This is a genomic window from Lentzea sp. NPDC036949 (assembly GCF_055608075.1).
Genome location: NZ_JBVJRA010000006.1, coordinates 297,855 through 323,602 on the forward strand (window position 1 = coordinate 297,855; position 25,748 = coordinate 323,602).

25 protein-coding genes are annotated in these 25,748 nt (G+C 71.0%); 15 read left to right on the plus strand and 10 right to left on the minus strand.

Going from position 1 to position 25,748, the window contains the following annotated elements; translation table 11 throughout:
* Positions 1-241 precede the first annotated feature (241 nt).
* From ACZ7CD_RS19245 to ACZ7CD_RS19260, 4 genes are all read left to right on the plus strand, one after another.
* Positions 242-595, plus strand: coding sequence for an STAS domain-containing protein (locus ACZ7CD_RS19245; protein ID WP_360401340.1), 354 nt, complete (start codon positions 242-244; stop codon positions 593-595).
* Positions 592-3,057, plus strand: a complete 2,466-nt coding sequence (locus ACZ7CD_RS19250; RefSeq protein WP_470370337.1) for an ATP-binding SpoIIE family protein phosphatase — start codon at positions 592-594, stop codon at positions 3,055-3,057. The genes ACZ7CD_RS19245 and ACZ7CD_RS19250 overlap by 4 nt, the downstream gene beginning before the upstream one ends.
* Before the next feature lie 151 nt (positions 3,058-3,208).
* Entirely contained in the window at positions 3,209-4,060 is an 852-nt protein-coding gene (locus tag ACZ7CD_RS19255; protein ID WP_470379396.1) for an MEDS domain-containing protein, read from the plus strand.
* Positions 4,057-5,001, plus strand: a complete 945-nt coding sequence (locus ACZ7CD_RS19260; protein WP_470379397.1) for an anti-sigma factor RsbA family regulatory protein — start codon at positions 4,057-4,059, stop codon at positions 4,999-5,001. Before ACZ7CD_RS19255 ends, ACZ7CD_RS19260 begins: the two co-directional genes overlap by 4 nt.
* Positions 5,002-5,103: 102 nt before the next feature.
* Here the strand turns inward: ACZ7CD_RS19260 and ACZ7CD_RS19265 are convergent, their stop codons facing one another.
* Positions 5,104-6,147: a hypothetical protein gene (locus tag ACZ7CD_RS19265; protein WP_470379398.1), complete on the minus strand. Its 1,044-nt coding sequence runs from the start codon at positions 6,145-6,147 to the stop codon at positions 5,104-5,106.
* A 449-nt stretch (positions 6,148-6,596) separates the two neighbouring features.
* Here ACZ7CD_RS19265 and ACZ7CD_RS19270 point away from each other — a divergent pair, with 449 nt between their 5' ends.
* The gene (locus ACZ7CD_RS19270; protein WP_470370333.1) at positions 6,597-7,109 is read left to right on the plus strand and encodes a hypothetical protein; all 513 of its coding nucleotides are present in this window, start codon (positions 6,597-6,599) and stop codon (positions 7,107-7,109) included.
* A gap of 115 nt (positions 7,110-7,224) precedes the next feature.
* Positions 7,225-7,722: a peptide-methionine (S)-S-oxide reductase MsrA gene (gene msrA, locus ACZ7CD_RS19275; RefSeq protein ID WP_470379399.1), complete on the plus strand. Its 498-nt coding sequence runs from the start codon at positions 7,225-7,227 to the stop codon at positions 7,720-7,722.
* Positions 7,723-7,775: 53 nt separating this feature from the next.
* On the opposite strand, the gene ACZ7CD_RS19280 is transcribed toward msrA, so the two are convergent.
* The 3 genes from ACZ7CD_RS19280 to ACZ7CD_RS19290 are packed head-to-tail and all read right to left on the minus strand — an operon-like array spanning position 7,776 to position 9,618.
* Positions 7,776-8,930, minus strand: coding sequence for an AI-2E family transporter (locus ACZ7CD_RS19280; RefSeq protein WP_470379400.1), 1,155 nt, complete (start codon positions 8,928-8,930; stop codon positions 7,776-7,778).
* A gap of 53 nt (positions 8,931-8,983) precedes the next feature.
* A complete protein-coding gene (locus ACZ7CD_RS19285) occupies positions 8,984-9,163 on the minus strand; it encodes a hypothetical protein (RefSeq protein WP_470379401.1) in 180 nt (59 codons plus the stop codon).
* A gap of 26 nt (positions 9,164-9,189) precedes the next feature.
* Positions 9,190-9,618: an SRPBCC domain-containing protein gene (locus ACZ7CD_RS19290; protein ID WP_470379402.1), complete on the minus strand. Its 429-nt coding sequence runs from the start codon at positions 9,616-9,618 to the stop codon at positions 9,190-9,192.
* 169 nt (positions 9,619-9,787) lie between these two features.
* Here ACZ7CD_RS19290 and lexA point away from each other — a divergent pair, with 169 nt between their 5' ends.
* The 4 genes from lexA to ACZ7CD_RS19310 all read left to right on the plus strand — a co-directional run bounded on the left by lexA (position 9,788) and on the right by ACZ7CD_RS19310 (position 12,919).
* The gene (gene lexA, locus ACZ7CD_RS19295; RefSeq protein ID WP_470370331.1) at positions 9,788-10,444 is read left to right on the plus strand and encodes a transcriptional repressor LexA; all 657 of its coding nucleotides are present in this window, start codon (positions 9,788-9,790) and stop codon (positions 10,442-10,444) included.
* Positions 10,445-10,657: 213 nt separating this feature from the next.
* Complete coding sequence (locus ACZ7CD_RS19300; RefSeq protein WP_360401310.1) at positions 10,658-11,815, plus strand: LLM class flavin-dependent oxidoreductase; 1,158 nt, start codon at positions 10,658-10,660, stop codon at positions 11,813-11,815.
* A 10-nt stretch (positions 11,816-11,825) separates the two neighbouring features.
* Positions 11,826-12,248, plus strand: coding sequence for a MarR family winged helix-turn-helix transcriptional regulator (locus tag ACZ7CD_RS19305; RefSeq protein ID WP_360401307.1), 423 nt, complete (start codon positions 11,826-11,828; stop codon positions 12,246-12,248).
* Positions 12,248-12,919, plus strand: a complete 672-nt coding sequence (locus ACZ7CD_RS19310; protein ID WP_470379403.1) for a CE1759 family FMN reductase — start codon at positions 12,248-12,250, stop codon at positions 12,917-12,919. The genes ACZ7CD_RS19305 and ACZ7CD_RS19310 overlap by 1 nt, the downstream gene beginning before the upstream one ends.
* Positions 12,920-13,102: 183 nt before the next feature.
* Here the strand turns inward: ACZ7CD_RS19310 and ACZ7CD_RS19315 are convergent, their stop codons facing one another.
* Complete coding sequence (locus ACZ7CD_RS19315; protein ID WP_360401301.1) at positions 13,103-13,435, minus strand: putative quinol monooxygenase; 333 nt, start codon at positions 13,433-13,435, stop codon at positions 13,103-13,105.
* 133 nt (positions 13,436-13,568) lie between these two features.
* Here ACZ7CD_RS19315 and ACZ7CD_RS19320 point away from each other — a divergent pair, with 133 nt between their 5' ends.
* Positions 13,569-15,539, plus strand: a complete 1,971-nt coding sequence (locus ACZ7CD_RS19320; RefSeq protein WP_470379479.1) for an MDR family MFS transporter — start codon at positions 13,569-13,571, stop codon at positions 15,537-15,539.
* A 34-nt stretch (positions 15,540-15,573) separates the two neighbouring features.
* Here the strand turns inward: ACZ7CD_RS19320 and ACZ7CD_RS19325 are convergent, their stop codons facing one another.
* From ACZ7CD_RS19325 to ACZ7CD_RS19335, 3 genes are all read right to left on the minus strand, one after another.
* Positions 15,574-16,593: a cobalamin B12-binding domain-containing protein gene (locus ACZ7CD_RS19325; RefSeq protein ID WP_360401295.1), complete on the minus strand. Its 1,020-nt coding sequence runs from the start codon at positions 16,591-16,593 to the stop codon at positions 15,574-15,576.
* On the minus strand, positions 16,590-18,038 hold the full coding sequence (locus ACZ7CD_RS19330) for a PP2C family protein-serine/threonine phosphatase (protein WP_470379404.1): 1,449 nt from the start codon (positions 18,036-18,038) through the stop codon (positions 16,590-16,592). Before ACZ7CD_RS19330 ends, ACZ7CD_RS19325 begins: the two co-directional genes overlap by 4 nt.
* Positions 18,039-18,120: 82 nt before the next feature.
* On the minus strand, positions 18,121-18,411 hold the full coding sequence (locus tag ACZ7CD_RS19335) for a DUF1905 domain-containing protein (RefSeq protein ID WP_360401289.1): 291 nt from the start codon (positions 18,409-18,411) through the stop codon (positions 18,121-18,123).
* Between the two features lie 197 nt (positions 18,412-18,608).
* Here ACZ7CD_RS19335 and ACZ7CD_RS19340 point away from each other — a divergent pair, with 197 nt between their 5' ends.
* Both ACZ7CD_RS19340 and ACZ7CD_RS19345 read left to right on the plus strand, forming a co-directional pair.
* The gene (locus ACZ7CD_RS19340; protein ID WP_458431670.1) at positions 18,609-19,160 is read left to right on the plus strand and encodes a TetR/AcrR family transcriptional regulator; all 552 of its coding nucleotides are present in this window, start codon (positions 18,609-18,611) and stop codon (positions 19,158-19,160) included.
* Between the two features lie 5 nt (positions 19,161-19,165).
* Positions 19,166-21,328: an MMPL family transporter gene (locus ACZ7CD_RS19345; RefSeq protein ID WP_458431669.1), complete on the plus strand. Its 2,163-nt coding sequence runs from the start codon at positions 19,166-19,168 to the stop codon at positions 21,326-21,328.
* 94 nt (positions 21,329-21,422) lie between these two features.
* Here the strand turns inward: ACZ7CD_RS19345 and ACZ7CD_RS19350 are convergent, their stop codons facing one another.
* Positions 21,423-21,770, minus strand: coding sequence for a DUF6292 family protein (locus tag ACZ7CD_RS19350; protein ID WP_470379405.1), 348 nt, complete (start codon positions 21,768-21,770; stop codon positions 21,423-21,425).
* Positions 21,771-21,911: 141 nt separating this feature from the next.
* Between ACZ7CD_RS19350 and ACZ7CD_RS19355 the strand changes: the two genes are divergently transcribed.
* Complete coding sequence (locus tag ACZ7CD_RS19355; protein ID WP_470370326.1) at positions 21,912-23,615, plus strand: IlvD/Edd family dehydratase; 1,704 nt, start codon at positions 21,912-21,914, stop codon at positions 23,613-23,615.
* Here the strand turns inward: ACZ7CD_RS19355 and ACZ7CD_RS19360 are convergent.
* Positions 23,596-23,976, minus strand: a complete 381-nt coding sequence (locus ACZ7CD_RS19360) for a hypothetical protein (RefSeq protein WP_470379406.1) — start codon at positions 23,974-23,976, stop codon at positions 23,596-23,598. The genes ACZ7CD_RS19355 and ACZ7CD_RS19360 overlap by 20 nt on opposite strands.
* A 160-nt stretch (positions 23,977-24,136) precedes the next feature.
* Between ACZ7CD_RS19360 and ACZ7CD_RS19365 the strand changes: the two genes are divergently transcribed.
* A complete protein-coding gene (locus ACZ7CD_RS19365) occupies positions 24,137-25,711 on the plus strand; it encodes an ABC transporter substrate-binding protein (RefSeq protein WP_360401271.1) in 1,575 nt (524 codons plus the stop codon).
* The last annotated feature ends 37 nt before the right edge of the window (positions 25,712-25,748 follow it).

The following is a 25,748-nucleotide window of genomic DNA, read 5'->3' on the forward strand; positions in this document are numbered from 1 at the left end:
GTCCACGGTACGTGCCATCGGCCCGCCGAGGAGCCTCCTGACCGGCCGAACCGGACTCACGCCCACGCTGTCCCGTTGGTCCTGGCCGGTTTCGGCCTGGGCGTCGGTCGTCGAGGCGTCTGCCGCGGGTGGCTCGGCGGCTACGGCGCGGAGGTGGTGCTGCCGGAGATCGTGCCGGGCGTGCGGCCCGTTGTGGCCGTGCGGGTACGTTGGACGGGTCCGCGAACGAGGAGAGGCGAGGATGAGCCAGGCGCTGCCGTTGGAGATCGGGGTGCACGACCGCGGTGCCGACACGGTCGCGGCGGTCGTCGGGGAGCTCGACTTCGGCACGACCCCTCGGATGCTGGAGGTGGTCGAACCGCTCGCCGCCCAGGGCGGGACGCTGGTGCTGGACCTGTCCGGGCTCGACTTCTGCGACTCCAGTGCGCTCAGCGCGCTGGTCAGGTTGCACAAGGTCGCCCTGGCAGCGGGTGGCGCGCTGCACCTGGCCGCATTGCGGCCCCAGGTCGAGTCGGCGATCAGGCTCACCTCGCTGCACCAGCTGCTGACGATCCACGCGCACGTGCCCGACGCACCTGGTGGATCAGCCCGGTGAACGACTTCTCCCCCCGGCCTGCCCGGGACGGTGGCGACTTCGCCTCGTTCGGCCTGTCGGACGTGGTGCGGCTGACCGCGGGACTCCGCGCCGCGGCCGAGGACGCCGACGACTTCGGCTCCGCCGCCGCTGAGGTCGTGGAACGGCTGCGCGGCCACTTCACGGACGAGCACGGGAGCTCGGTCGTGCTGTCGGCGCGGTTGTTCTCCACCCGCCGTTTCGCCGAGCTGCCCGAAGCGCTCCGGGAGGTCGCGCGCCGATCCGAGCCCGATGAGGCCGGTCCGGACACGTGGTGCCTGGTGCTGGAGGCCGGCTCCGGTGCGGAACCCGGCCAGAACGCACCGGTCGTGCGCCGCACACCCGGTGCGTTGGCACCGACCTCGGCCGAGGCCGCCGCTGCGGCGCCGATGGCCTTCGCGCTGGCCGCCGCGCTCGGCGTGCGGGACGCGGGCGGGCTGGCGCTGGACGCGGGCGAGCGGTGCGGTGTCTTCCTCGTGGCCGATGCCGACGGCAGCGAACACGTTCCGGACCAGGGCTTCGTCCGGGACCACGGGGTGCGCTCGGTGCTGGCGTTCGGTGGTGCGCTGCCGGACGGTGGCCTGTTCTGCGTGGTGCTGTCGGTGGGTGTGCCGATCTCGCCGCAGACCGCGGAGATGTTCCGGGCGGTGGCCGTCAGCGTCCGCACCGGGTTGCTGGCCCACCCCCTGGCCGGCCGCGGCGAGGTCGACGTGGCTGCCCAGCGCGACGCCCTGCTCGACCACCTCCGCGTGCTGGAGGACACCTCCCGTGAGCAGGCGACCGACCTCGAAAGCACGGTCGACCGGCTGCGCGCCGAGGCCGAGCTGGTCGACACCCTCCAGGTCGTCGGTCGCCGGCTGACCTCGCAGCTCGACCTCACCACGCTGGTCCAGGACGCCACGGACGCCGCGACCAAGGCCACCGGGGCGGAGTTCGGCGCGTTCTTCTACAACCTCGTCGACCAGTACGGCGAGTCCTACACCCTCTACACGCTGTCCGGCGTGCCGAAGTCGGCGTTCGAGCGCTTTCCCATGCCCCGCAACACCGACGTCTTCTCCGTCACCTTCAACGGCGAGGGCACGGTCCGCTCCGACGACATCACCCGGGACCCGCGGTACGGCCGCAACGACCCCCATCACGGGATGCCACCGGGGCACCTGCCGGTGTGCAGCTACCTGGCCGTCCCGGTGGTCTCGCCGTCGTCGCGGGAGGTGCTGGGCGGGTTCTTCTTCGGTCACCACGAGGCCGGGCGGTTCACCGAGCGGCACCAGCAGCTCGCCGAGGGCATCGCGGGCTACGCGGCGATCGCCCTCGACAACGCGCGCCTGTTCGACCGCCAGCGCTCGACGGCGTCGGAGCTCACCCACAGCATGCTGCCCGCGGTGCCGCACGTGAGCGGTCTGGCCATCGCGTCCCGTTACCTGCCGGCGGCCACCGGCTCCGAGGTCGGCGGCGACTGGTTCGACGTGCTCGAACTGCCCGCCGGACGCACCGCTTTCGTGGTCGGCGACGTCGTGGGCCGGGGTGTGACAGCGGCGGCCGTGATGGGGCAGATGCGTACGGCCGTGCGTTCCTACGCGCTGCTGGACCTCCCGCCCTCCGACGTGCTGCGGCACGCGACGGCGCTGGCCGGCGTCACCCCCAAAGCCACGTTCATCACCTGCTTCTACGCCGTGCACGACCCCGCGGACGACACGCTGACCTTCGCCAACGCCGGTCACCTGCCGGCGGTCCTGACCCACCCCGACGGCACGACGGACCTGATCGGCGAGGGGCTGGGCATGCCGTTGGGCGTCGGCGAGACGTTCCTGCAGCGGCAGACGTCGTTCCCGGTGGGCGCACGGCTGACCCTCTACACCGACGGTCTGGTCGAGAGCCGGGTCCGCGACCTCACCACCGGCATCAACGCGCTGCTGGCCGAGATCGGCTCCCTGCCGCCCGACGTGGACCTCCAGGTCGCCTGCGACAAGCTCATCGACCGCCTCACCGCCGGGCGCCACGACGACGACGTCGCCCTGCTGCACGTGCAGCGCCTGGCGGCGGACCGGCAGGTGGCCTCCATGCCGCTGGACACCGGGCCGGGCGTCGCGGCACGCGCCCGCGCGTTCGTCAGCGAGCAGCTGACCCGGTGGGACCTGGCCGAGGTGCGGGACGCGGCGCTCACCGTGACCAGCGAACTGGTCGCCAACGCCGTCCAGCACGCCGACCGCCCGGTCGTGCTGCGCCTGCACCTCGAGAACTCCCGGCTGTTCATCGACGTCGCCGACCACGGCACCTCCGGGCCCCGCCTGTTCAACGCCGGTCCGCAGGACGACCGGCACCGCGGGCTGCTGCTGGTCGACGCCTTCGCCACGCGGTGGGGCACCCGCGCGACCGAGGAGGGCAAGGTCGTCTGGGCCGAGATCGCCGCGGCGCAGCCCCGCGGCCCACGAGGAAGGTCGTGACCGCGTTCCGGGTCACCGCCGGTCGCACCCTCCGAACTGCCCGCGGCCGGGAGTACCTTCTACCGGTGGGCGCGTCGACGACGTGCGGCCTCGGCTCGATCCTGGCCGGTGGTCGCGACGATCGCTGCGGCGCAGGTGAGAGGCGGCTGAGGTGACGCGCAAGCGCAGGTCGGGGTTCGCCGGGCACGGACGGGGGTTCGGACCCCACGACCACGTGTGCTGGCGATACCGCGACAAGCACGATTTCCGGCACCGGGTCCGCGAGTTCCTGTCCGAAGGCCTGGCCCTCGGTCACCGGGTCTGCTACATCGGCACCGGCGCCCCCGGCTCCCTGGTCGAGGACCTCGACGGGATCGACGGGATCGACGAGGCGCTGAAGACCGGGACCGCGCAGGTCGCCTCGCTGGACAGCACCTACCCGGTGGGTGCGGTGGTCGAGCCCGCGGCGCAGGTGCGCACCTACGCCGCGGCGACGGAAGCGGCGCTGGCCGCCGGGTTCACCGGGTTCCGCGTCGCGGCCGACTGCACCTCGCTGGTGCGCACCCCGGCGCAGCTGGACGTGTTCGCCCGCTACGAGCACCGGATCGACCGGTACATGGTCGAGAGGCCGTTCTCGGCGATGTGCGCCTACGCCGCCGACGAGGTGGACGACCACGCGTTCGCGCAGCTGGCCTGCATGCACCCCAACGCCAACACCTCCTCCCCCGGCTTCCGGCTGCACGCCGCCGATGACCTGAGGACGGCCTTCGCCGGTGAGGTGGACCAGCTGAGCGAGGACCAGTTCGCCCTGGCCCTGCACCGCGCCGAGCTCCGTCCCCGCGACGGGCGGCTGGTGTTCGACGCGACCGGCCTCACCTTCCTCGACCACCGCGCCCTGCTGCGCCTGTCCCGCCACGCCGCTGATCGGGACGCCTCCGTCGTGCTGCGCACCTCCTGGCCAGGGGTGGCCGTCCTGGTGGACCTGCTCGACCTCACGAACGTCCGAGTGGAGAGCGCCGCATGACGATCACCGACCTCCCGCTCCCCGGCGAGTTCGTCCACCCCGCCGTGTTCTACTCCTCCGACGAGGAGTACCTGCGCCTGCTGGTGCCCTTCATCGCGGAGGGCCTGGAGCTGGGCCACCCGGTCGCCGCCTCCGTGCCGGCCCGGCAACTGCGGCTGCTGCGCGAGGGCCTCGGCGCGAGCGCCGACGACGTGCTGCTGCTCGACATGGAGGTGGAGGGCCGCAACCCGGGCCGGATCATCCCCATGGTGCTGCGCCGGTTCGCCGACCGCCACCCCGGGAAGCACGTCCGCATCATCGGTGAACCCATCTGGGCCGCCCGCACCGACGTCGAGTACCCGGCCTGCGCCCAGCACGAAGCCCTGATCAACCTCGCCTTCGCCGGTCGTGACGTGACCATCGCCTGCCCCTACGACACCGCCGCGCTCGACGAGCACGTCGTGGCCGACGCACTGGCCACCCACCCGCTGGTGTGGGAGACCGGCGGTCGCCACGGCAGTGACCGCTACGCCCCCGACGCCGTCGTCGACCGCTACAACCAGCCCTTCGACATCGCCCCGGACGCTGTCACGCTCGACGTCACGTCCTCCGCCGGCATCCGCGACGCCCGCCGCTTCGCCACCGCGCAGGCCAGCCGGCTCGGCCTGTCCGAGACCCGCACCGCCGACCTCGCGCTGATGACCACGGAACTCGTCTCCAACAGCCTCCGGCACGCCGGCGGCGCCTGCCGGCTGAGCATCTGGCAGGCCGGCGACCACCTCGTCTGCACCGTCCAGGACGACGGCCACCTCGCCGATCCCCTCGCCGGCCGCCGTCCCGCGGCTCTCGACCAGGAGGGCGGTCGCGGTCTGCTGCTGGTCAACCAGCTCGCTGACCTCGTGCGCGTCCACACCGTCCCGCGAGGGACGACCACCCACGTCTTCCTGCACATCGTCTCCTGAGGTCACCGCGCCGCGGTGGCGTCAACGCGACGACGAGGTCGTCGAGCTTTCGAAGGAGGCGCGACGCTGATCCCGGCCGCCCGCCGCGCCTGTGGTGCGGTGTCAGCCGGTGGTGAACTGGACGGTGCGCTCCACCATGTCGCGGTTGCGACCGGTGGTGGAGGGCCACTGCTCGTAGACCAGCGTGGCCTGCTGGCCGGCCTCGCTGCTGGAGGTGCCGATGAGCTGCGGGTAGCCGACGGTCTTGCCCGCGGCGGCGGTGAGCAGCGTGGTGGCCGCGCCCCAGGTGATGCCGTCGGCGCTCGTCTTCATGTACACGTGGGTGTTGTCGCCCCAGTTCTTGTAGACCAGGACGAACTTGCCCAGGTACGTGTTCCAGGTGAGGTCGCAGTCGGAGATGTCGGAGCCCAGCGAGGACAGGGGCTTGGTCTTCCCGGCGCCGGTGGAGGTGGAGGGCATGGACACGGTGAAGGCACTGCCGTCCCAGCCCTTCCAGGTGCCCGGCGCGGCACCGGGGTCGGTCGAGGCGTAGGCGATGCCGTGCCCGATGCCCAGCCACCGCTTGTCGATCGGGTCGTAGACCACCGAGTTGATCTCGGGGCCGCCGTTCTGGGCCGTCTGGGGCTGCGGCGTGCCGATGATCTGCCCCTCCTTGGTCCACGTGACGCCGTCGTCGGTCGAGACCGCCAGACCGGTGGAGTTGTACTCGTAGCCGGTCACGCCGTCGGCGAAGACGTGGTCCTCGGCGTGGTAGAACCCGTAGATGGCTCCGGACGGGTCCTCGGGGTCGCGCACCGCCTGGAACAGCCACGCGCCGTTGCCGTCGAAGCTCCCCTTGGGGCCGGCGCTGAGCACGGCGGTCGTCGGGTTGACCGGGCTCATCGTGTCGAGCGTCTGCCCGGTGCTGCGGTAGTTCACGCCGTCGACCCAGAACGTGAGGTTCGCCGTGCCCGTGGCGTTGGGCAGGTAGGGGAAGGTCGAGTCGTTGGCGTACCACCGCACCTGGCTGTCCGGGATCGGGACGACCTGCGGGGAGCCGAGCGCGGTGGTGGTCGCCGCGCTCGCCGGCACGGCGGCGGAGGCGAGCAGGACCGCGGTCACGGCCAGTACGGGGGCGGTCCATCGGGTCCGGGGGTGGGTGCGCATGTCGGTTCACTCCTGATCGGTCGTGTTCGTTGTTTGTTTCTGACCAACGAACAATAAGACCGGCATGACAGGGCGCGAATATAATCCATTCGAGTGAACAGAGTTCAAACTTTTCTTTTCTTACAACTCCTACCTGCGCAAACGTCACCGAATTCGCCGATTTGTGTCACCGCTCACGGTGCTCCCGGTCACTTATTCAATTCTTAGATGTTTATCGGGCGCCTCTGCGGTTGTGAGTCCATTGGGCGCATTGCCGATTTTGCCGCCCGGAATGGAATTTCCGCCTCGAACGGTGTGCGTGCCATTCGGGTGGTCGGCCGCAACTCCATCGGCTGATTGTCGTCGATCATCGCGCGTGGTCGGGTGGTCGTGGCTGGACATCCGCGCAGGAGGAGGCGTCAGTGTCGATTCACCGAAGAGTTCCGAGGGGCCGGTTCAGGACCTGGGCCGTGGCCGCCGTGTCGGTCCTCGTGCTCGGGTCGGCCGGAGCACTCGCGCCGCCGGCTCACGCCGTGGTCCCCCACCTCACCTGCAACGTCAACGTGCAGCTCAGCTTCAGCCCCGCGCTGACCGCCGTGCAGACCACGGCGTCGGTGACGGCGGTGGCGAACCTGGTGAACTGCCTGTCCCCCAACGGTTCGCACCCGGAACTGGCCGGCGGTGCGGTCACCAGCGCCACCGGCACGGCCACCAGCCTCGGCGGCGTGCCGTGCAACCTGCTGCTCACCCTCACCGGCTCGGCGACCATCCTGTGGTCCCCGGGAGACGAGCAGACCACCTTCGACTTCACCGTGCGCACCAACGTGCTCGACGGCACCGTGCAGCTGACGACCTGGCAGACCAGCGGTCCGCTGACCGGCACCACGTCGCAGACGGTGGGGGCGGCCAACCCCAACCTCGACTGCCTCCTCAACGGCCTGTCCGGTTTGGCCGTGCCGATCGGACAGACCACCTTCCTCTGATCAGCGCTGGAGGGTTCGGCCGTGTCCGTAATGGATACGTCACATCACGGCGGGGATGAACCGGCCGACACCGAACGTTCTCCTGGGTGAGAACCGAAGGCAGAGGAGTGACACTGTGACGGAGAAGGCAGTTCTCGCGGGCGGCTGTTTCTGGGGCATGCAGGACCTGTTCCGCCGCCACCCCGGCGTCGTCTCCACGCGCGTCGGCTACACCGGTGACCCCGAGACGCCGAACGCGACCTACCGCCGCCACGGCAACCACGCCGAGGCCATCGAGATCGTGTTCGACCCGGCGCAGCTGAGCTACCGGCAGGTCCTGGAGTTCTTCTTCCAGATCCACGACCCGTCGACGCGCAACCGGCAGGGCAACGACATCGGCGCCAGCTACCGGTCGGCGATCTTCTTCGAGACCGACGAGCAGAAGCGCGTCGCCGAGGAGGTCATCGCGGCGGTCGACGCTTCCGGCAAGTGGCCGGGCAAGGTCGTCACCGAGGTCACGCAGGCGTCGGACTTCTGGGAGGCCGAGCCGGAGCACCAGGACTACCTGGAGCGCTACCCGAACGGTTACACCTGCCACTACGTCCGGCCGGAGTGGCAGCTGGGCGAGCGGTAGAGATCGCCGCACGCATCGACGAGGGCCGTCCACCGGACGGCCCTCGTCGGCGTTCACTCAGAAGAACGTTCGGGCTTGGCCGGTTCGTCGCCGACGGGTCGTGACGTGTCCACTGCGGGCTCCTCCGCGACCGTGCGCACCTCGATCACCTCGCCGAGGTACCGCACGACCACCGCCACGGCCGCCGCGACCGGGACGCTGAAGAACGCGCCCGCGATGCCGTAGAGGCTCGTGCCGGCGGTGACGACGAGCAGGACGACCGCCGCGTGCAGCCGCAGCCCGCGCGACTGCAGGATCGGTTGCAGCACGTTGCCCTCGACCTGCTGCACCACCACCACGATGACCAGCATGATGATCGCCGTCGTCGGCCCGTTGCTGACCAGCGCCACCAGCACCGCGAGCGCACCGGCGACGAACGCGCCCACGATCGGGACGAACCCGCCCAGGAACGTCAGCGCGGCCAGCGGCACCGCGAGCGGCACCCCGAGGACCAGCAGCCCGAGCCCGATCAGCACCGCGTCGATGAGGCTCACGGCCGCCTGGCTGCGGATGAAGCTGCCGAGCGTGGCCCACACCCGCTCCAGCACCGTGGTGACGTGCCCACCGGCCCGCTGCCCGATGATGCCGCGCAGCCACGGCGTGAACCGCATGCCGTCCTTGACGAAGAAGAACGCCAGCAGCAACGCCACGACCGTCGTGACCAGCCCCGACGTGACCGCGCCCGCGCCGGTGAGCAGCCCGGTCGCGATCGAGCCGATGCTCGACTTGACCTGCTGCACGCCCTGGTCGATCAACCGGTCGAGGTCGGTGCCCTTGAGGTTGAACGGCGGCCCGGCCACCCACCGCTGCGCCTGCTGCACCGCGTCCTGGGCGCTGCGCGCGATCTCCGGAACCCCGGACGCGATCGACGACGAGATCGCCGCCACCACCCCGCCCAGCACCACGAGCCCGCCGAGCAGCACCGTCGTCGCGGCCAGCGCGGCGTTCCACCCCTTCGACATCAGCCACCGCGCCGGCGGCCACAGCACCGTCGTGATGAGCAACGCCAGCAACACCGGCATCACCACCACCCACAGCTTGCCGATCAGCCACGTCAGCATCCAGAAGCCGAGCGCGGCCAACGCCACCCGCAGACTCCACCGCGCGAGCCAGCTCACGCCGTGCCCGATGGCCTCGCCCTTGTCCGTCCAGCTTCGATTGCGATCCACGAGGTCAGTCTCTCGTGATCTAGCCCGAACGGGTGTCAGGACGCGCGACTCCGTTACGACTTCGCGGCCAGCCCCCAGAACGCGTCCTCCTCGGCGGGGTCCGCGGTGAACAGCCACACCTCGACCACCTGCTCCCCCTCGACGCGCACGAGGTGCACGCCGGCACCGTCCATCGCGGCACCGGGGCGCGTCGCGACCTGTCCCTCGCGGACCTCGCCGGCCCGCATCGCCAACAAGTGGACGGCGGCGTCGACCTGACTCAGCTCTCCGCCTTCTTGGTGAACGCTTCGAGCACCTCGGCCCACCCACCGGTGTTGTCCTCGTGCGCCCGCACCCGCACCTCCTCGGACGCCGCGAGCGCCGCGAACCCGCTCTCCACCACCCGCAGCCGCACACCGGCCTCCTCCGGCGTGAGCGTGAACTCGACCAAGGTGGTGTTGTCCGCGGTCAGCTCCGCGCCGGCGAACGCACTGGCCCACCGGTACGCGACGTAGGACTGCGGCGTCACGGTCTCCACCCGCACCGGGTAGTCGCCGTGCTGCTCGTTCCTGCACAGCGTCATCTCCCCTTCGACCGCCGTGCCGGACGGCTGCGACGCCACCCAGAACCCCGGCTCGGCCACCAGCTGCCAGACCCGGTCCAGCGACGCCTCGATCAGGGTCTCGCGTTCGATCCGGTCCACGCTCACGACAGGCTCCTCAGTCCGGCTTCATTTGCAACCACAGGGTTGCACATCATTCGACCGATCTGCAACTGCCAGGTTGCACCAAGCATGGCTGCGGAACGCGGTCGAGCACCTGTTTCCCCGGCGAGGGCGGCGACCGGCACCCGGACGAGTGACGACTAAGATCACCGCGGTGACCACCTACGACGATCTTGAGCACCTCGACACGTCGGTGCTGCCGGAGCGCCAGCAGAAGATCCTGGTCGCCATCCGCGACTGGGTGGTCGAGCACGGCTACTCCCCCAGCACCCGCGAGATCGGCGAGGCGGTGGGCCTGCGGTCCTCCTCCTCGGTGTCGAAGCACCTGGCGGCGTTGGAGGACAAGGGTTTCCTCAAGCGGGGCGCCTCGGTGACGCGGCCGATGGACGTGCGGGTCTTCCTGCACGAGCCGGCGACCGCCCGCTCCTCGGCCGACTCCGTCCCGGTGCCGGTCGTCGGTGACATCGCCGCCGGGTCGCCGATCTCGGCGATCGAGCACGTGGACGACGTGCTCAGCCTGCCGCGCGGACTGGTCGGCCGCGGCGGCAACGTGTTCGCGCTGCGCGTGCGCGGTGACTCGATGGTCGGCGCGGCGATCTGCGACGGCGACATGGTGGTCATCCAGCAGACGCACGAGGCGCACAGCGGACAGATCGTCGCCGCGATGATCGACGAGGAGGCGACCGTCAAGGTCTACCAGCGCCGCAACGGGCACGTGTTCCTGGAGCCGCGCAACCCCGCCCACGAGGTCATCGACGGGGACAACGCGACGATCCTCGGGGTTGTCGTGTCGGTGCTGCGCAGCGTCTGAAGCAGGAGCCGCGCCAGCAACCCGATCGGCACCGGCCCCAGGACGCCGAAGTCACACCACACCGCCACGAGCACGGACAGTCACAGCCGCCGCAGGCCCTGCCGATCCGCCACACCTCCAGCATGCGCCCAGGACCAGTGGGAATAGCCGGGCGCCCCACGCGTTAAGGTAGATGCAAACGCATAGAACTTCAGACAGAAGGAGGCGGGGACCGTGCAGTTCGGAGTGTTCTCGGTGAGCGACATCACCAGGGATCCGGTGAGCGGCGAGACCCCCAGCGAGGCCGAGCGCATCGACGCGATCGTCCAGATCGCGCAGAAGACCGAGGAGGTCGGGCTCGACGTCTTCGCGATCGGCGAGCACCACAACCCGCCGTTCTTCTCGTCCGCGCCGACCACCCTGCTGGCCGCCATCGCGGCGACCACGCGGAAGCTGGTCGTCAGCACCGCCACGACGCTGATCACCACCAACGACCCGGTGCGCATCGCCGAGGAGTACGCGATGCTGCAGCACTTGGCGAAGGGCCGCATGGACCTGATGCTGGGCCGCGGCAACACCGCGCCGGTCTACCCGTGGTTCGGTCAGGACATCCGGCAGAGCCTGCCGCTGGCGCTGGAGAACTACAACCTCCTGCACCGGTTGTGGCGCGAGGACGTCGTGGACTGGGAGGGCAAGTTCCGCACCCCGTTGCAGGGCTTCACCTCCACGCCGCGGCCGTTGGACGACCTGCCGCCGTTCGTGTGGCACGGGTCGATCCGCACGCCGGAGATCGCGGAGCAGGCCGCCTACTACGGTGACGGCTTCTTCGCCAACAACATCTTCTGGCCCAAAGAGCACTACATGCGGCTCATCAAGTTCTACCGTCAGCGGTTCGCGCACTACGGCCACGGAACGGAGAAGCAGGCCATCGTCGGTCTCGGCGGGCAGGCCTACATCGCCAAGCGGTCGCAGGACGCGCTGAACGAGTTCCGCCCGTACTTCAACGAGGCCCCCGTCTACGGCCACGGGCCGCGGATGGAGGACTTCATGGCGCAGACCCCGCTGTCGGTCGGCAGCCCGCAGGAGGTCATCGACAAGACGCTGACCTTCCGTGAGCACTTCGGCGACTACCAGCGCCAGATGTTCCTGATGGACCACGCCGGTCTGCCGCTCAAGACCGTGCTGAACCAGCTCGACCTGCTGGGCGAGGAGGTGGTTCCGGTGCTGCGCAAGGAGATCGAGGCGCGGCAGGACCCGGAGACCGCCAAGCCGCCGACGCACGCGGTGCGCCTGAAGGCCAAGTACGGCGACGGACCGGTCCGCCAGCCGCGGCCGAACGCCAACCGCGGCGACAACGTCACCGGTGGCTCGCCCTATCAGGACTCCGAGTGAGGTAGGCGCGGTGACCAGGGCGAACGAGGCGTGGGAGGCGCTGATGACCTCCTACGCCGTGCTCGTGAAGCGGTTCAACGCCGAGGACGTGTGGGGTGAGCTGAGCATGCGCGAGTACGACGTGCTCTACACCCTGTCCAAGTGCGACGGTCCACTTCGGATGAGCGAGCTGAACCGGCACGTGCTGCTCAGCCAGCCCGCCCTGTCCCGCATGGTCGACCGGCTGGTCGACCGCGGGCTGGTGGACCGCTGCCCCGATCCCGGCGACCGGCGGGGTGTTCGCCTGTCGCTCACCCCGGCCGGCCGGGAGACCCAGCAGGCGATCGGCCGCCCGCACGCGCGCAGCGTCACGCGCGCGTTGAGCGTCCTCACGCCGCAAGAACTCGACCAACTCGCCGCGATCTGCGGCAAGCTCAGCCAGAGCGAGGAGTAATGGGCACCACCTTCCAGCTCGCCGTCGTGTCGGCGGGCACCAGCGACCCGTCGTCCACCCGGCTGCTCGCCGACCGCGTCGCCGGCCGCGTCACCGCACTGGCCGGGCAGCGGTCGCTGACCGTGCGGACGCAGGTGGTCGAGCTGCGCACGCTCGCCACGGAGATCGCGAACGCCCTGGTGTCGAACTACATCGGCCCCGGGCTGCAGCAGGCGATCACCACGTTGCAGCACGCCGACGCGGTCGTCGCCTCGACGCCGGTCTACAAGGCGGGCGCGAGCGGCCTGTTCACGTCGTTCTTCCAGGTCCTCGACAACGACCTGCTGATCGCGAAGCCGGTCGTGCTCGCCGCGACCGCCGGCACCGCCCGGCACGCACTCGTGGTCGACGACCAGATCCGCGGGCTCTTCGCCTACCTGCGGACGGTGGTCGTGCCGACGTCGCTGTTCGCGGCCACCGAGGACTGGACGGACCCCGCGCTGAACAAGCGCATCGACCGCGCGGCGCTGGAACTGGTGGCGCTCATGGCCTCCGGTTTCGAGAAGCAGGTGCGCGAGGAGTCGTGGGGCAGCTACCAGCACGAGTTCGGCAGCGCGGGCGGTACCGAGCTGTCGATCGACCTCGACTCCGACCTGATGCGGCTGGCCGCCGGCGGTTCGACCGGCAAGTAGCGCCGCGCCAGAGGCCCGCGCCCGCGCGAGAGCTCCTCGCGCGGCGCGGACTTCGCGGCCGAGTAGAAGCCGTTGTCCCCCAGCACCTTCGCGGTGAGCGAGCCAGCGAACCCGGCGGGCATCTCCACGAAGGCGTCCACGCCCGCCATCCTCGCCCCGGACCCCGGTGGTGCACCCCGGGCCTCACCCGCGTGGCGCGACCTCCATCTCGCCGAGGCGCGACCAGTCGTCCTGCTCGACGACCTGGCTCACGATCCGCGGCGTCTCCGCGAGGTACTGCGGCAGCTCGGCCTGCGCGGCCTTGAAGTGGTCGGACTGCACGTGCGCCGCTCCCGCGTCACCGTCGCGGAACGCCTCCACGAGCACGTACTCGGTGGGGTCGTCGAGGCTGCGCGACCAGTCGAACCACAGGCAGCCCGGCTCGGCCCTGGTCGCCTCGGTGAAGGAGCGGGACAGCTCCGGCCACGCGTCGGCGTGCTCGGGCAGGACCGGGAACTTGGCGGTGATGAAGATCAAGGAGGCCTCCTTCTGCGGTGATCACCACCGAGCCTAGGGGGTGCCGGGTCGGCCCACAGCCCGGCCGGTGGAACCCGGCCGCGGTGCGCGGCACGCGCTGCGGAGTGCGCCGACCTGCGCGACCATCGGCGCCGTGCCCGAGATCGACACCCGCAGGCGGAACCTGGTCGTCGCCGCCGTCCTGCTCGCCATGCTGCTGGCGGCGCTCGACCAGACCATCGTGTCCACCGCGCTGCCGACGATGGTCGCGGACCTCGGCGGTGGCGCGCACCTGTCGTGGGTGGTGACGTCCTACCTGCTGGCCGAGACGATCATGACGGTCCTGATCGGCAAGTTCGGCGACCTCTACGGGCGCAAGCGGACGTTCCTCATCAGCGTCGTGCTGTTCCTGGTCGGCTCGTTCTTCGCCGGCTGGTCGGAGTCGATGGGGATGCTGATCGCGTTCCGCGCGGTGCAGGGGCTGGGCGCCGGCGGACTGATGGTCACGTCCACGGCGATCATCGCGGACGTCGTTCCGCTCCGGGAGCGCGGCAAGTTCCAGGGGTTCGCCGGTGCGGTGTTCGGCATCGCCACGGTCGCGGGGCCGCTGCTGGGCGGGCTGTTCGTGGACCACCTGAGCTGGCGGTGGGCGTTCTACGTCAACATCCCGCTCGGCGTCGCGGTCATCGTGGTCGCCGTGGCGGCGCTGCCCGCCATCAGGACGGACGCGCGGCCGAAGATCGACTACGCGGGCATCGCGCTGATCGCGCTCGCCGCGACCGGGTTGACGCTGGTCACGAGCTGGGGCGGCACCGAGTACGCGTGGACCTCGCCGACGATCGCGGGGATGGCGGCGGGTTCGGTCGTGCTGCTCGTGGCGTTCGTGCTCGTGGAGCAGCGGGCCGCGGAACCGATGCTGCCGATGCGGTTGTTCCGCAGCCAGGTGTTCACGGTGTCGGGCATCCTGAGCTTCGTCGTCGGGTTCGCGATGCTCGGCGGCATCACCTACCTGCCGATCTACCTGCAGTACGTGCGCGGTGAGTCGGCCACGGCGTCCGGGCTGTGGATGCTGCCGCTGATCGCGGGGCTGATGGCCACGGCGCTGCTCACCGGCACCACCATCAGCCGCACGGGCAAGTACCGGCTGTTCCCGCTCATCGGGTCCGCGGTGCTCACGGCCGGCCTGTTCCTGATGTCCAACCTCGGCACGGACACCAGCTACTGGCTGATGGGCGCGTTCATGGTGGTGCTGGGCGCGGGCATCGGCCTGGTGATGCAGGTGCCGGTGATCGTCGTGCAGAGCACCACCGGCTACAGCGACCTCGGCGTGGCCACCTCGGGCATCAGCTTCCTGCGCACCATGGGCAGCTCGTTCGGCGTCGCCCTCTTCGGCACGATCTACGCCAACCGGCTGCCGGAGAACGTCGTCGTGCCCGACGGCGTGGACCCGCGGGCCATCGCGAGCCCCGCGGCCGTGCACGCGCTGCCCGACGTCGTCCGTGCGCCGATCGTCGCCGGGTACGCCGAGACGGTGCAGACGATGTTCCTCATCGCCGCCCCGATCGGCCTGGTCGCACTGCTGGTCGCCGTGTTCCTGCCCGAGGTGCCGCTGCGGGACACCTCCCGCGCCGCCGCGACCGGCAACAGCGGTGTCGGCGAGAGCTTCGCCGCGCCGCCGTCGAACTCCTACGACGAGCTGCGCAAGCTGGTGTCCGCGGTGGTGGCGAGGTCGTGGGAGGACCCCGGCGCGGCGGTGCTGTGGCGTTCGGGCGTCGGCCTGCCGCTGGAGCAGGCGTGGCTGCTCGGCCGGGTCTACAAGGCCTCCGCCGACGACGGTGTCGCGACGCTGGACGAGATCGCCGCGATGACGCAGGTGCCCGGCGGGATCTTCGCCCCGACCGCGCAGGCACTGGTCCGGTCGGGGCACCTGGCGTTCCACGACGACGGCTACCGCTTCACCGACCAGGGCGCCGAGGTGTTCACGCAGCTCGTGCGGGCGTGGCGGCGGTGGCTGCTCGACCAGCTGCAGGACTGGCACGAACCCGACCACCGGGACTTCGCGCGGGCGCTTGACTCGTTCACCGACGAGCTGATCGAGAGCGGTCGCGCGCTGAGCCGCACCTGACGCCGGACCTCCACCGCGGCGAGCGGCCGGCGAGCTACGCCGGCATCGACTGGTCCAGCTCGACCCCGGCCAGCATCCGCTGCGCTCGTGGGAAGTCCCGCAACTGCACGGAAAGCAGGTCCAGGGCCGGTTCCAGCACCCGCACGGGCACCCCGCGCGCGTTGAGCACGTCACCGGTCCACGCCATGAAGCCGTGGAACAGCGAGTCGTCGTCGACGTACAACGCGGTCGCGAGGAAGTCCACGATGTGCGCCAGGTCCTCGGCGGTGTGCTGGCGCTGCTCGGCGCTGTAGGCGCGCATCGCGGGCACCCGCTCCTCCAACCCGCGGAACACCGCGCGCACGAGGTCGTTCGCGGTCCGCTTGACCAGCGTGTACTCCTGGTCGGCCAGGTGCGGCAGGTCGTCGATCGGCTGGTGCGGCGAGGTCGGCACCGGCAGCTTCTGCGACAGCAGCATGTCCGCGGCGGACCGGGCGTCGGCGGCCCACGCGTTGGCTCCGAACCGGCGCGCGTACTCGCCGTCCCGGCCGAAGGCCGCGCCACCGACGATCACCGGCACGCCCGCCGCCTGGCACGCCGTCATCGTGGCGTGCGCGACGGGCAGCCTGGTCGCGATGGAGCTGGACAGCGCCAGCACGTCCGGGCCGGTGCGGTGCAGGTGGGTGATCAGGTGCGGGGTCGGGACCTGCGCGCCGAGGTAGTCGACGGCGAACCCGCGCAGCGACAGCACCTCGGCCAGCAGCCGGGCGGGCAGCGCGTGCCACTCGCCGTCCACGCAGGCCACGGTCACGCGCCCGTGCGTGGGCTGCTGCCGCGGCCGGGTGATCGTGAGAGCCGTGACCGCGCGTTCGTTGATGGCGGTGATCGCGTGCTCCTGCGCGACGCTGATCCGGTTCGCCGCCCACTCGCGGCCGACCCGCTGCTGCACGGCGCCGATCACGTCGAGCAGCACGAACTCGTGCCCGTACCGGTCCGCGGCTTCGAGCACGAGGTCGGTCGCCCGGTGCTCGTCACCGTCCAGGACGGCCTCCCAGAGCGCGTCGAGCGCCGTCACGCGGACCTCCGCCGGGGTGCGGTGACCGACATCACCGCGATGTCGTCGTGGGCACCCGCGCCGACCCAGTTCGCCGCGAGCATGTGCACGTGTTCGACCAGCGCCTCGGCGGGCATGCCGCCGCACGACGCGAGCGCGCGCCGCAGCCGTTCCTCGCCGAACTCCTCGTCGCCGAGCGGTCCGCCCACGGCCTCGATGATGCCGTCGGTGTAGAGCAGGCAGGAGTCACCGGGGCCGAGCAGCACCTCGTCGGTGGTCGTCGTGATCTCGGGCAGGATGCCGACCAGCGTGCCGCGCGTCTTCGCGGCCTCGACCAGGCCGTTCGCGCGCACGATCAGCGGCGGCGGGTGCCCGCCCGAGGTGAGCGTGAGGCGCAGGCCGTCGTCGACCGGCCGGACGGTGCCGACGACCACGGTGATGAACCGCGACCGGTCGGTGGTGAGCAGCGCCTGGTTGAGCGCGCGCAGCACCCGGTCGTGGTCGTCCACGACCTGCAGCAGCGCGTGCAGGGTCGTGCGCACCTTGCCGGTCTGCACGGCCGAGTCGAGACCCTTGCCGCACACGTCGCCGAGCACGACGAACAGCTCGTCGTCCGGCAGCTCGTGCACGTCGTAGAAGTCGCCACCGACCCGCTCGGTGTCCGCGGCCGCCCGGTAGCGCCCGGCCAGCTCGACCCTGTCGTAGCGGCGCAGCACCGGCGGCAGCAGGTCCCTGGTGAGCCGTTCGGTGATGACCGCCTGCTGGGTGAACAGGCCGGCCGCCGACATCGCGACGCCCGCCCGTGAGGCGAAGAGCCGCGCGAACGCCTCCTCGTCCTCGCTGAACGGCTGGTCGCGGCGCACCAGGATCAGCGCACCGGCCGGCACCCCGTGACCGGGCAGCGGCGTGACGACGATCGACACGACGTCCTTGGCCAGCCAGTCCGGCGCCGCGGCCGGGTCGATCCACCGCGACGGCACCGGCGGGAACCCGCGCAGCGCCTCGCCGAGCCCGATCACCTGCTCGACGTCGAGGTGCTGCAGCTCGTGCGTGGGCGACCCGCCGCGCACGCAGCGCGTGACGGGGTGCCCGTGGCCCGACTGCGGCGCGATGACCAGCGCCTCGTCCGCGAGGTGGGTGGCGGCGAGCTCGGCGACGACGGTCATGCAGCGCTCGGGGTTGAGCGAGGTCATCAACGCGCTCGACATCCGCGTCAGCAGCGCCGTCCGCTCGCGCTCCAGCTTGAGATCGGTCTCGTCGAGCAGCCACCAGGTGACCGAGCCGTCCTCGTTGTCCACCCGGTGTGCGGCGTAGGTGCGTTCGGAGACGCTGACGGAGTCGCCGTGCTGCCACTGCAGCTCGGCGACCTGGGAGGGGAAGATGCTCTTGGCTGCCTCGTTCATGCCGTGCACGGCACCGGCGGCATCGGCGACAAGTGCGGGGCACGGCGAACGCAACCAGTTCATGACCGCGACCACGTGTCCCAGTGTCTCACCCGTAACTGATCAAGAACAACGTTTGGCAGCCGCGCGGCGCGGGTAGGGACCCTCACACGACCTCCACCGTCACCTCGATGGTGTCACCTGGTCCAACCTGTTCCTTCTTCCGGACGGCGGCCTTGACCGGCAGGACGTAGCAGCCGCTCGCCTTGTCCGGGAACACCGAGGTCGACCAGCTGCTGGTGCCGACGCCGGCCCGGACCTTGACCGAGCCGAAGCCCGCGCCGGGGGTGGCCAGGTCGCGGATCTCGTCCGAGACGTCCTCGGGCAGTGTGACGAACGTCCAGGTGTCCAGGCGGCGGGCCTCCCACAGCCAGAGCTCCGCGTCGAAGACGAACATCGGTCCATTGTCCCGTAGTCGGTGGTTGCCCCCAGAGCGGCATCAAGCCCGTCCCGGTTCATCCATCCGGCAGTACGAGGTGACCACCAGTCATCTCAACCCGCTCGATGATTCCCCCGTTGTGGTGACGAAGGCCACCGACCGAATCGGTCGGTTTACCTACCGAATCGGTCGGTGAACGCCGTAAAGTCAGGCTCATGCCACGCCAGCCCAGGACCGGAGTCGACGAGTCGATCCTCGACGCCGCCGCGGCGTTGTTCGCCCGCCACGGCTTCGAGCAGACCTCGCTCAAGGCCCTCGCGGACGCCGCCGGCCTGTCCAAGGCGGGGCTGCTGCACCACTTCCCCAGCAAGGAAGCCCTCTTCGAGGCCGCGTGGGAGCAGAGCCGCGTCATCTGCCGGCACGTGCTCGACCTGGTCAGCGACCTGCCGGCCGGACCGGGCCGTGAACGGCGCGCGCTGGAACTGCTCACCGACTACGCGCTCGACCGGCCGGGCATGGTCGCGCTGCTGTTCCGGTCGATGACGGCACCGGGCGAGGACCCGCAGCAGGCGCAGGACGAACTGCTGCTCAACGAGATGTTCGTCATCGAGCCCGAGCAGGAACTGCCCCGCGCGATCCGGATCGTCGGCGCGCTCAGCGCCATGGCCGTGCTGACCCTCCTGGCCAACCAGGAGGGCGACAAGACGACGTGGCGCCCCTTGATCCTCGCTACCTGTTATGACGCACTCGGGCACCGGGAGGCCTGAACACCATGGCGAAACTGCTCTACCGGCTCGGACTCGGTGCCCACCGGCACCGCCTCCCGGTCGTCCTCATCTGGCTGCTCGTGCTGGTCGGGTCCGGTGTCGGCGCGTTCACGCTCGGCGGTGAGACGTCCAACGCGATGTCCATCCCCGGCCAGGAGTCGACGACGGCGCTGGAGCGCATCCAGCAGAAGTTCGGCACCGGCGAGACCGCGCAGGCCCGCGTCGTCGTGCACGCGCAGGACAAGCTGCCCGCGCACGCCCAGGCCGTGACCGAGCTGGTCGGAGACCTGGGCAAGCTCGACGGCGTCACGTCCGCGACGAACCCGCTGGACCCGGCCCGGCCGAGCGTCAACAAGGACGTCGACACCGGCTACAGCACCGTCACCTACGACGTGAAGCCCGGCGAGGTCACCGCTGACCAGCGGACCGCGTTGCTCGGCGCCGTCGACAAGGCGCGGGCGCAGGGCCTCACGATCGAGGTCGGCGGCACCGCGATGCAGGAGACGCCGCACGTCGGCGGCCCGACCGAGGCCATCGGTGTCGTGCTCGCCCTGGTCGTGCTGGCGCTGACCTACGGCTCGCTGGTGACCGCCGGCATGAACCTGCTCAGCGCGGGCATCGGCGTCGGCATCGGCACGCTCGGCATCACCATCGCCACCGGGTTCATGGACCTGCAGTCGACCACGCCGATCCTCGCCTCGATGCTGGGTCTCGCGGTCGGCATCGACTACGCGTTGTTCATCATCAACCGCTACCGGCAGGAGCTGCGCCGGGGTGCCGACGTCGGCCACGCCGTCGCCACCGCGGTCGGCACCGCCGGGTCCGCCGTCGTCACCGCCGGTCTCACCGTGGTGATCGCGCTGGTCGGCCTGGTGATCGCGGGCATCCCGTTCCTCACGCAGATGGGTGTCGCGGCCGCCGCCACGATCGTCGTCGCCGTGCTGATCGCCATCACGCTGGTGCCCGCGGTGCTGAGCATGCTCGGCCGCCGCGTGCTGACCCGCAAGGAGCGCTCCGCGTCCGAGGCCGAGCCGGTCGAGCCGAAGGACCGCGGTGTCATCCGCGGCTGGGGCGGCCTGGTCACCAAGCGCCGCGTCACCGCGCTGCTGCTCTCGGTCGTCGCGCTCGGCGTCGTCTCGATCCCGGTCGCGTCCATGGACACCACGCTCATCCAGCGGCCGCCGGCCGGTTCCACCCAGGAACGCGCCGACCAGCTGCTGGCCCGCGGGTTCGGCGAGGGCTTCAACGGCCCGATCATCGTGCTCGTCGAGGGCGACAACGCCGCAGCGACCGCGACCAAGGCCGCCGAGCCGCTCTCGAAGCTGTCCGACGTCGCACTGGTGACGCCGGCCCAGCCCAGCGCCGACGGCGGGTCCGCCATGGTCACCGTCATCCCGAAGTCCGGCCCGGACACCGCGGAGACCGAACAGCTCGTCGCCGACCTGCGCACCGAGCTGTCCGACCTGGACGGCGGCAAGGCCTACGTCACCGGTGCCACCGCCGTGAGCGTCGACGTGGCCACCTCGCTGGACCGCGCGCTGCCGATCTACCTGGCCGTCGTCGTGGGCCTCGCGCTGGTGCTGCTGGTGCTGGTGTTCCGCTCGCTGCTCGTGCCGCTGGTGGGCGTGCTCGGCTTCCTGCTGACCATCGGCGCCTCCCTCGGCGCCACGGTGGCGGTGTTCCAGTGGGGCTGGCTGTCCGGCGCGGTCAACCTCGACGGCACCGGCCCGTTGATCAGCCTCACGCCGATCCTGGTGATCGGCATCCTGTTCGGGCTCGCCATGGACTACCAGATCTTCCTGGTGTCGCGGATGCACGAGGCGCACCACCGCGGCGCGAAGCCGATCGAGGCCATCACCACCGGCTTCCGCCAGGCCGCACCGGTCGTCGTGGCCGCCGCGCTGATCATGTTCTCGGTGTTCGCGGGCTTCGTGCCCGCCGGCGAGCCCACCGTGAAGTCCATCGCCTTCGCGCTGGCGGTCGGCATCTTCGTGGACGCGTTCGTGGTCCGCATGGTGCTGGTGCCCGCCGCGCTGGCCCTGCTCGGCGAGCGGGCCTGGTGGCTGCCGAAGTGGCTGCGCTGGCTGCCGGAGCTCGACGTCGAGGGCACCGCGCTCGACGACTTGCCGGCCGCGAAGAAGGCGCAGGAACCCGTCGCGGTGAGCTGACCCCGACACGCGACTCGCCCCAGAGCTCTTGACGGAGCCCTGGGGCGAGTTCGTCGTTGCAGGCCAGTCTCGTTCAGGTCAGTCTCGGTGCAGGTCAGGCGACCTGTCCGGGGTGGGTGTGCGTCTCGGTGGCCGCCGTCTGCCGGTCGGCGCGGGCGAGCACGCGCCGCACCCACCTGGCCACCGTGCGCGGTGGCGGCTCCACCGCTCCCCCGAGGTGCTCGACGACGGTCACCTCGGCCGTGTCGGGTCTCTCGACCGCGATGGCCCAGCCGTGGCACTCGGTCCACAGCAGCGCCACCTCGTGGTCGGGGTGGCCGGGCAGCCGCCCCTCCACCGCGATGTAGAGCCTCAACGGCTTCTCGCTGTCCACACAGGAGGACTCTCCGCTGAGGCCGAGCTCCCGCGTGACGCGGAGCGCGTAGTCCAACGCCGGCGTCATCATGCCGTCACCGCCTCTCGTACCAACGGGGCAACAGCGCCGACTGCTTGACGCAGGGGCCGAGTACCCCGTTCTGCGGCAAGGCAACCGCGCGAACGCCAGGGCTTGCGCGCCACCGCCTGCGCCCCGTACGACAGGAGGGTGACCCTCCGCAGCGCGCACTGGTACGCAGGGCAGGACCGCAACGCCTACATCCACCGCGCCTGGATGCGCCGCGGCACCCCCGACGACGCGTTCTCACGTCCGCAGATCGCCATCGCCAACACCGCCTCCGACCTCACGCCGTGCAACGCGCACCTCGGCGAGGTCGCCGCCGCGGTGTCGAACGGCGTGTACGAAGCCGGTGGCATCCCGTTGAACCTGCCGGTGGTGTCGCTCGGCGAAACCAACGTCCGCCCCACCGCGATGCTGTGGCGCAACATGGCCGCGATGGCGGCCGAGGAGATGCTGCGCGCCAACCCGGTCGACGGCGTGGTGCTGCTCGGCGGCTGCGACAAGACGATCCCCGCGCTGCTGATGGCCGCCGCGTCCGTCGACATCCCGGCCGTGGTGGTGCCCGGTGGCCCGATGCTGACGGGCACGTTCCGCGGGGTGCCGCTGGGGTGCGGCACGGACGTGTGGCGGCTGTCGGAGGAGGTGCGCGCGGGCACGTTGTCGCAGGAGCAGTTCCTCCGCTCCGAGTCGGCGATGATCCGCAGCCGCGGCCACTGCAACACCATGGGCACCGCCTCGACCATGGCGCTGGTGGCGGAGGCGCTCGGCACCGTGGTCCCCGGTGTGGCGGGCACCCCGGCACCGGACAGCAGGCTGCTGGAGGCCTCCCACGGCACCGGCCGCCTCGCCGTTCAGCTCGTGGCGGAGGACCGGCGCCCCAGCACGTTCCTGTCGAAGGCGTCGTTCCACAACGCGATCGTGGCGCTCGCGGCGATCGGCGGCTCGACCAACGCCGTGGTCCACCTGCTCGCCATCGCAGGCCGCCTCGGCGTCGACCTGGTGCTCGACGACTTCGACCGCATCGGCTCCGGGGTGCCGCTGCTGGTGGACCTCCAGCCCGCCGGCCGGTTCCTGATGGAGGACTTCCACCGCGCGGGCGGCCTGCTCGCGGTGCTGCGCGAGGTCCGCGACCTGCTCGACCCGGCCGGTGTGACCGTGACCGGCCGGCCGCTCGTCGACCACCTCGACGACGCCCCGATCTGGGACCCCGAGGTGATCCGCAGCCGCGCGCAGCCGATCATCGCCGAGGGCGGCATCGCCGTGCTGCGCGGCAACCTCGCCCCGCAGGGCGCGCTGGTGAAACCGGCGGCCGCGTCACCGGAGCTGTTGCGGCACAGGGGAAGGGCCGTGGTGTTCGACAGCATCGAGGACTTCCACGCCCGCATCGACGACCCGGACCTCGACGTGGACGCCGGCTCCGTGCTGGTGCTGCGCGGCTGCGGCCCGCGCGGCTACCCCGGCATGCCGGAGGTGTCGAACATGCCGTTGCCCAAAAAGCTGCTGGAGCAGGGCGTCCGCGACATGGTGCGGATCTGCGACGGCCGCATGAGCGGCACCGCCTACGGCACGGTCGTCCTGCACGTGGCCCCCGAGGCCGCGGCAGGCGGGCCGCTCGGCCTGGTGCGCACCGGTGACGTGATCGTGCTCGACGTGGCGAACCGGCGCATCGACGTGGAGGCACCGGACTTCCTCGACCGCACGCCGAGCCCGCGGATGACCGCCGCGTTCGCGGCTCCCCGGCGTGGCTGGGAACGGCTCTACGTCGACCACGTGCTCGGCGCCGACACCGGTGCCGACCTGGACTTCCTGCTGGGGTCCAGCGGGTCGGAGGTCAGCAGGGAGTCGCACTGAGCCGCTTCGCGTCCCAGACCAGGAACAGCCCGAGGAGCAGCCACAGCACGGCGAAGACGCCGTGTTCGAGGTGGTCGCGCGACGACCCCGGCTCCGTCGCCAGCGACACCACCTGCGCGAAGTTGTTCGTGATGCTGAACGCGATGAACGCCACGCCGATCCCGGTGAGGACCCGCACCCCGGCGGGCCTGGGCAGCAGGCCGCCCGCGTAGGTCCCGAGCGCCACCGGACCGGCCAGCACCCCCAGCAGGCCGGCGTTGACGAGCACCGTTCCCACACCTGGCACCAGTGCCGTCACGGCCAGCAGCACACCGCTGATCACCGCGACGACGGCGAACACCCGGACTGCGATCTTGAGCACGACCTCTCCCCCCAACTGCTCCGAACCTAGCGCGTCCGCCCTTCTCCGGCGTGCAAGCGTCCTCCCCGTCGATCTTGGTGTGGTGTTGCCAACTATTGCCTGTTGCAACTTCATTGCTGTTAGCTGCACCCGGCAACACGGACACCCCGGGAGGAACTGCATGCGCCGAACGGTCCTCGCACTGCTGACCGCCGCACTGGCGGCGACGGCGTGCACGTCACCGGACGGCGCGGTGACCGGCTCGGCGACGTCCATCGTGATCGGCGCCGGCAGCGAACCGGAGAACCTGAACCCGGTGCTCGGCTACGCCCCCGACGGTGCCGCGAAGGTCTTCGACGGCCTGGTCGCCCGCGACGCCGCGCTGAAGCTGGTCCCCGCACTGGCCGCCGAGCTGCCCACCGCGTCGGCCGACGGCCTCACGTGGACGGCGAAGCTGCGCACCGGTGTCACGTTCTCCGACGGCACTCCGCTGACCGCCTCGGACGTCGTGTTCACGTACAAGTCCGTGCTGGACAAGAAGGTGAACTCCACGATCGCCTCCCGCTTCGACGCCGTCGCCGACGTCGTGGCCGTCGACCCGGCGACCGTGCGGTTCACGCTCTCCTACCCCTACGCCCCGTTCGCCCAGCAGCTGACCCTGGGCATCGTGCCCGCGGCGAAGTTCGCCGGCGCCGACGTGAACACCGCGCCGTTCAACACAGCCCCCGTCGGCACCGGCCCGTACGCGGTGGCGGAGTGGCGCAAGGGCGACCGCCTGGTTCTCAAGGCCAACGAGCAGCACTGGGCCGGCGCCCCCGCGATCAAGACCGTGACCGTGGTGTTCGTCCCCGACGACAACGCCCGCGCCACCCGCATGGCCGCCGGCGAGTTCGACGGCACCGTCCTGCCCCCGAAACTCGCCCGCTCCTACACCGACCGCTCCGGCTACCGCGTGGTGCGCAACCCGTCCGCCGACTACCGCGGCATCGGCCTGCCCTCGGAACTCCCCTTCACCTCCGACCCCCGCGTCCGCCGCGCCCTGAACCTGGCCATCAACCGCCAGGCCATGATCGACACCGTTCTCGCCGGCTCCGGCACCCCGGCCGCAACCCCGGTCTCCCCGCACCTCTCCGCGTGGCACGACCCGTCGGCAACCTTCCCGTTCGACACAGCGGAAGCCGCCCGCCTGCTCGACGAGGCAGGCTGGCGCCAAGGCCCCGACGGCAAGCGCACCAAGGACGGCCAGCCAGCCCGCCTACCCGTCCTGTACCCCGCACCCGACGTGCTGCGCAAAGAGCTCGCCCTGGCAGCCGCCTCCGACATCGCCAAACTCGGCATCGACGCCCCCGCCGAAGCCACCACGTTCGACGTCATGCTGCAACGCCAACGCGAAGCCGCCTCGATCTGGGGCGGCGGCGACCCCTACGACCCCGACACAGCCGCCTACACCCTGCTGCACTCCCGCTACGCCGGCCAGCCCGGCTACGTGAACATGAGCCACTACCGCAACTCCACAGTGGACACCGCACTCGACACGGCCCGCCGGTCGCTCGACCCGGCCGTGCGCAAGCAGGCCTACTCCGACTTCCAGCAGGCCTACGTCGCCGACCCGGGGTGGGCGTTCCTCGTGTTCCTGGAGCACACATACGTGGTGCGGGACAAGTGGAACGGGCAGGAAACGCAGGTCGAGCCGCACGACCACGGGCTCGTGCACGCGGTGTGGTGGAACCTCGAGCGCTGGACGCCGAAGTCGTGACTCGGGCTTCGGGTGGTGAGCCGGAGGGCGCTGAGGG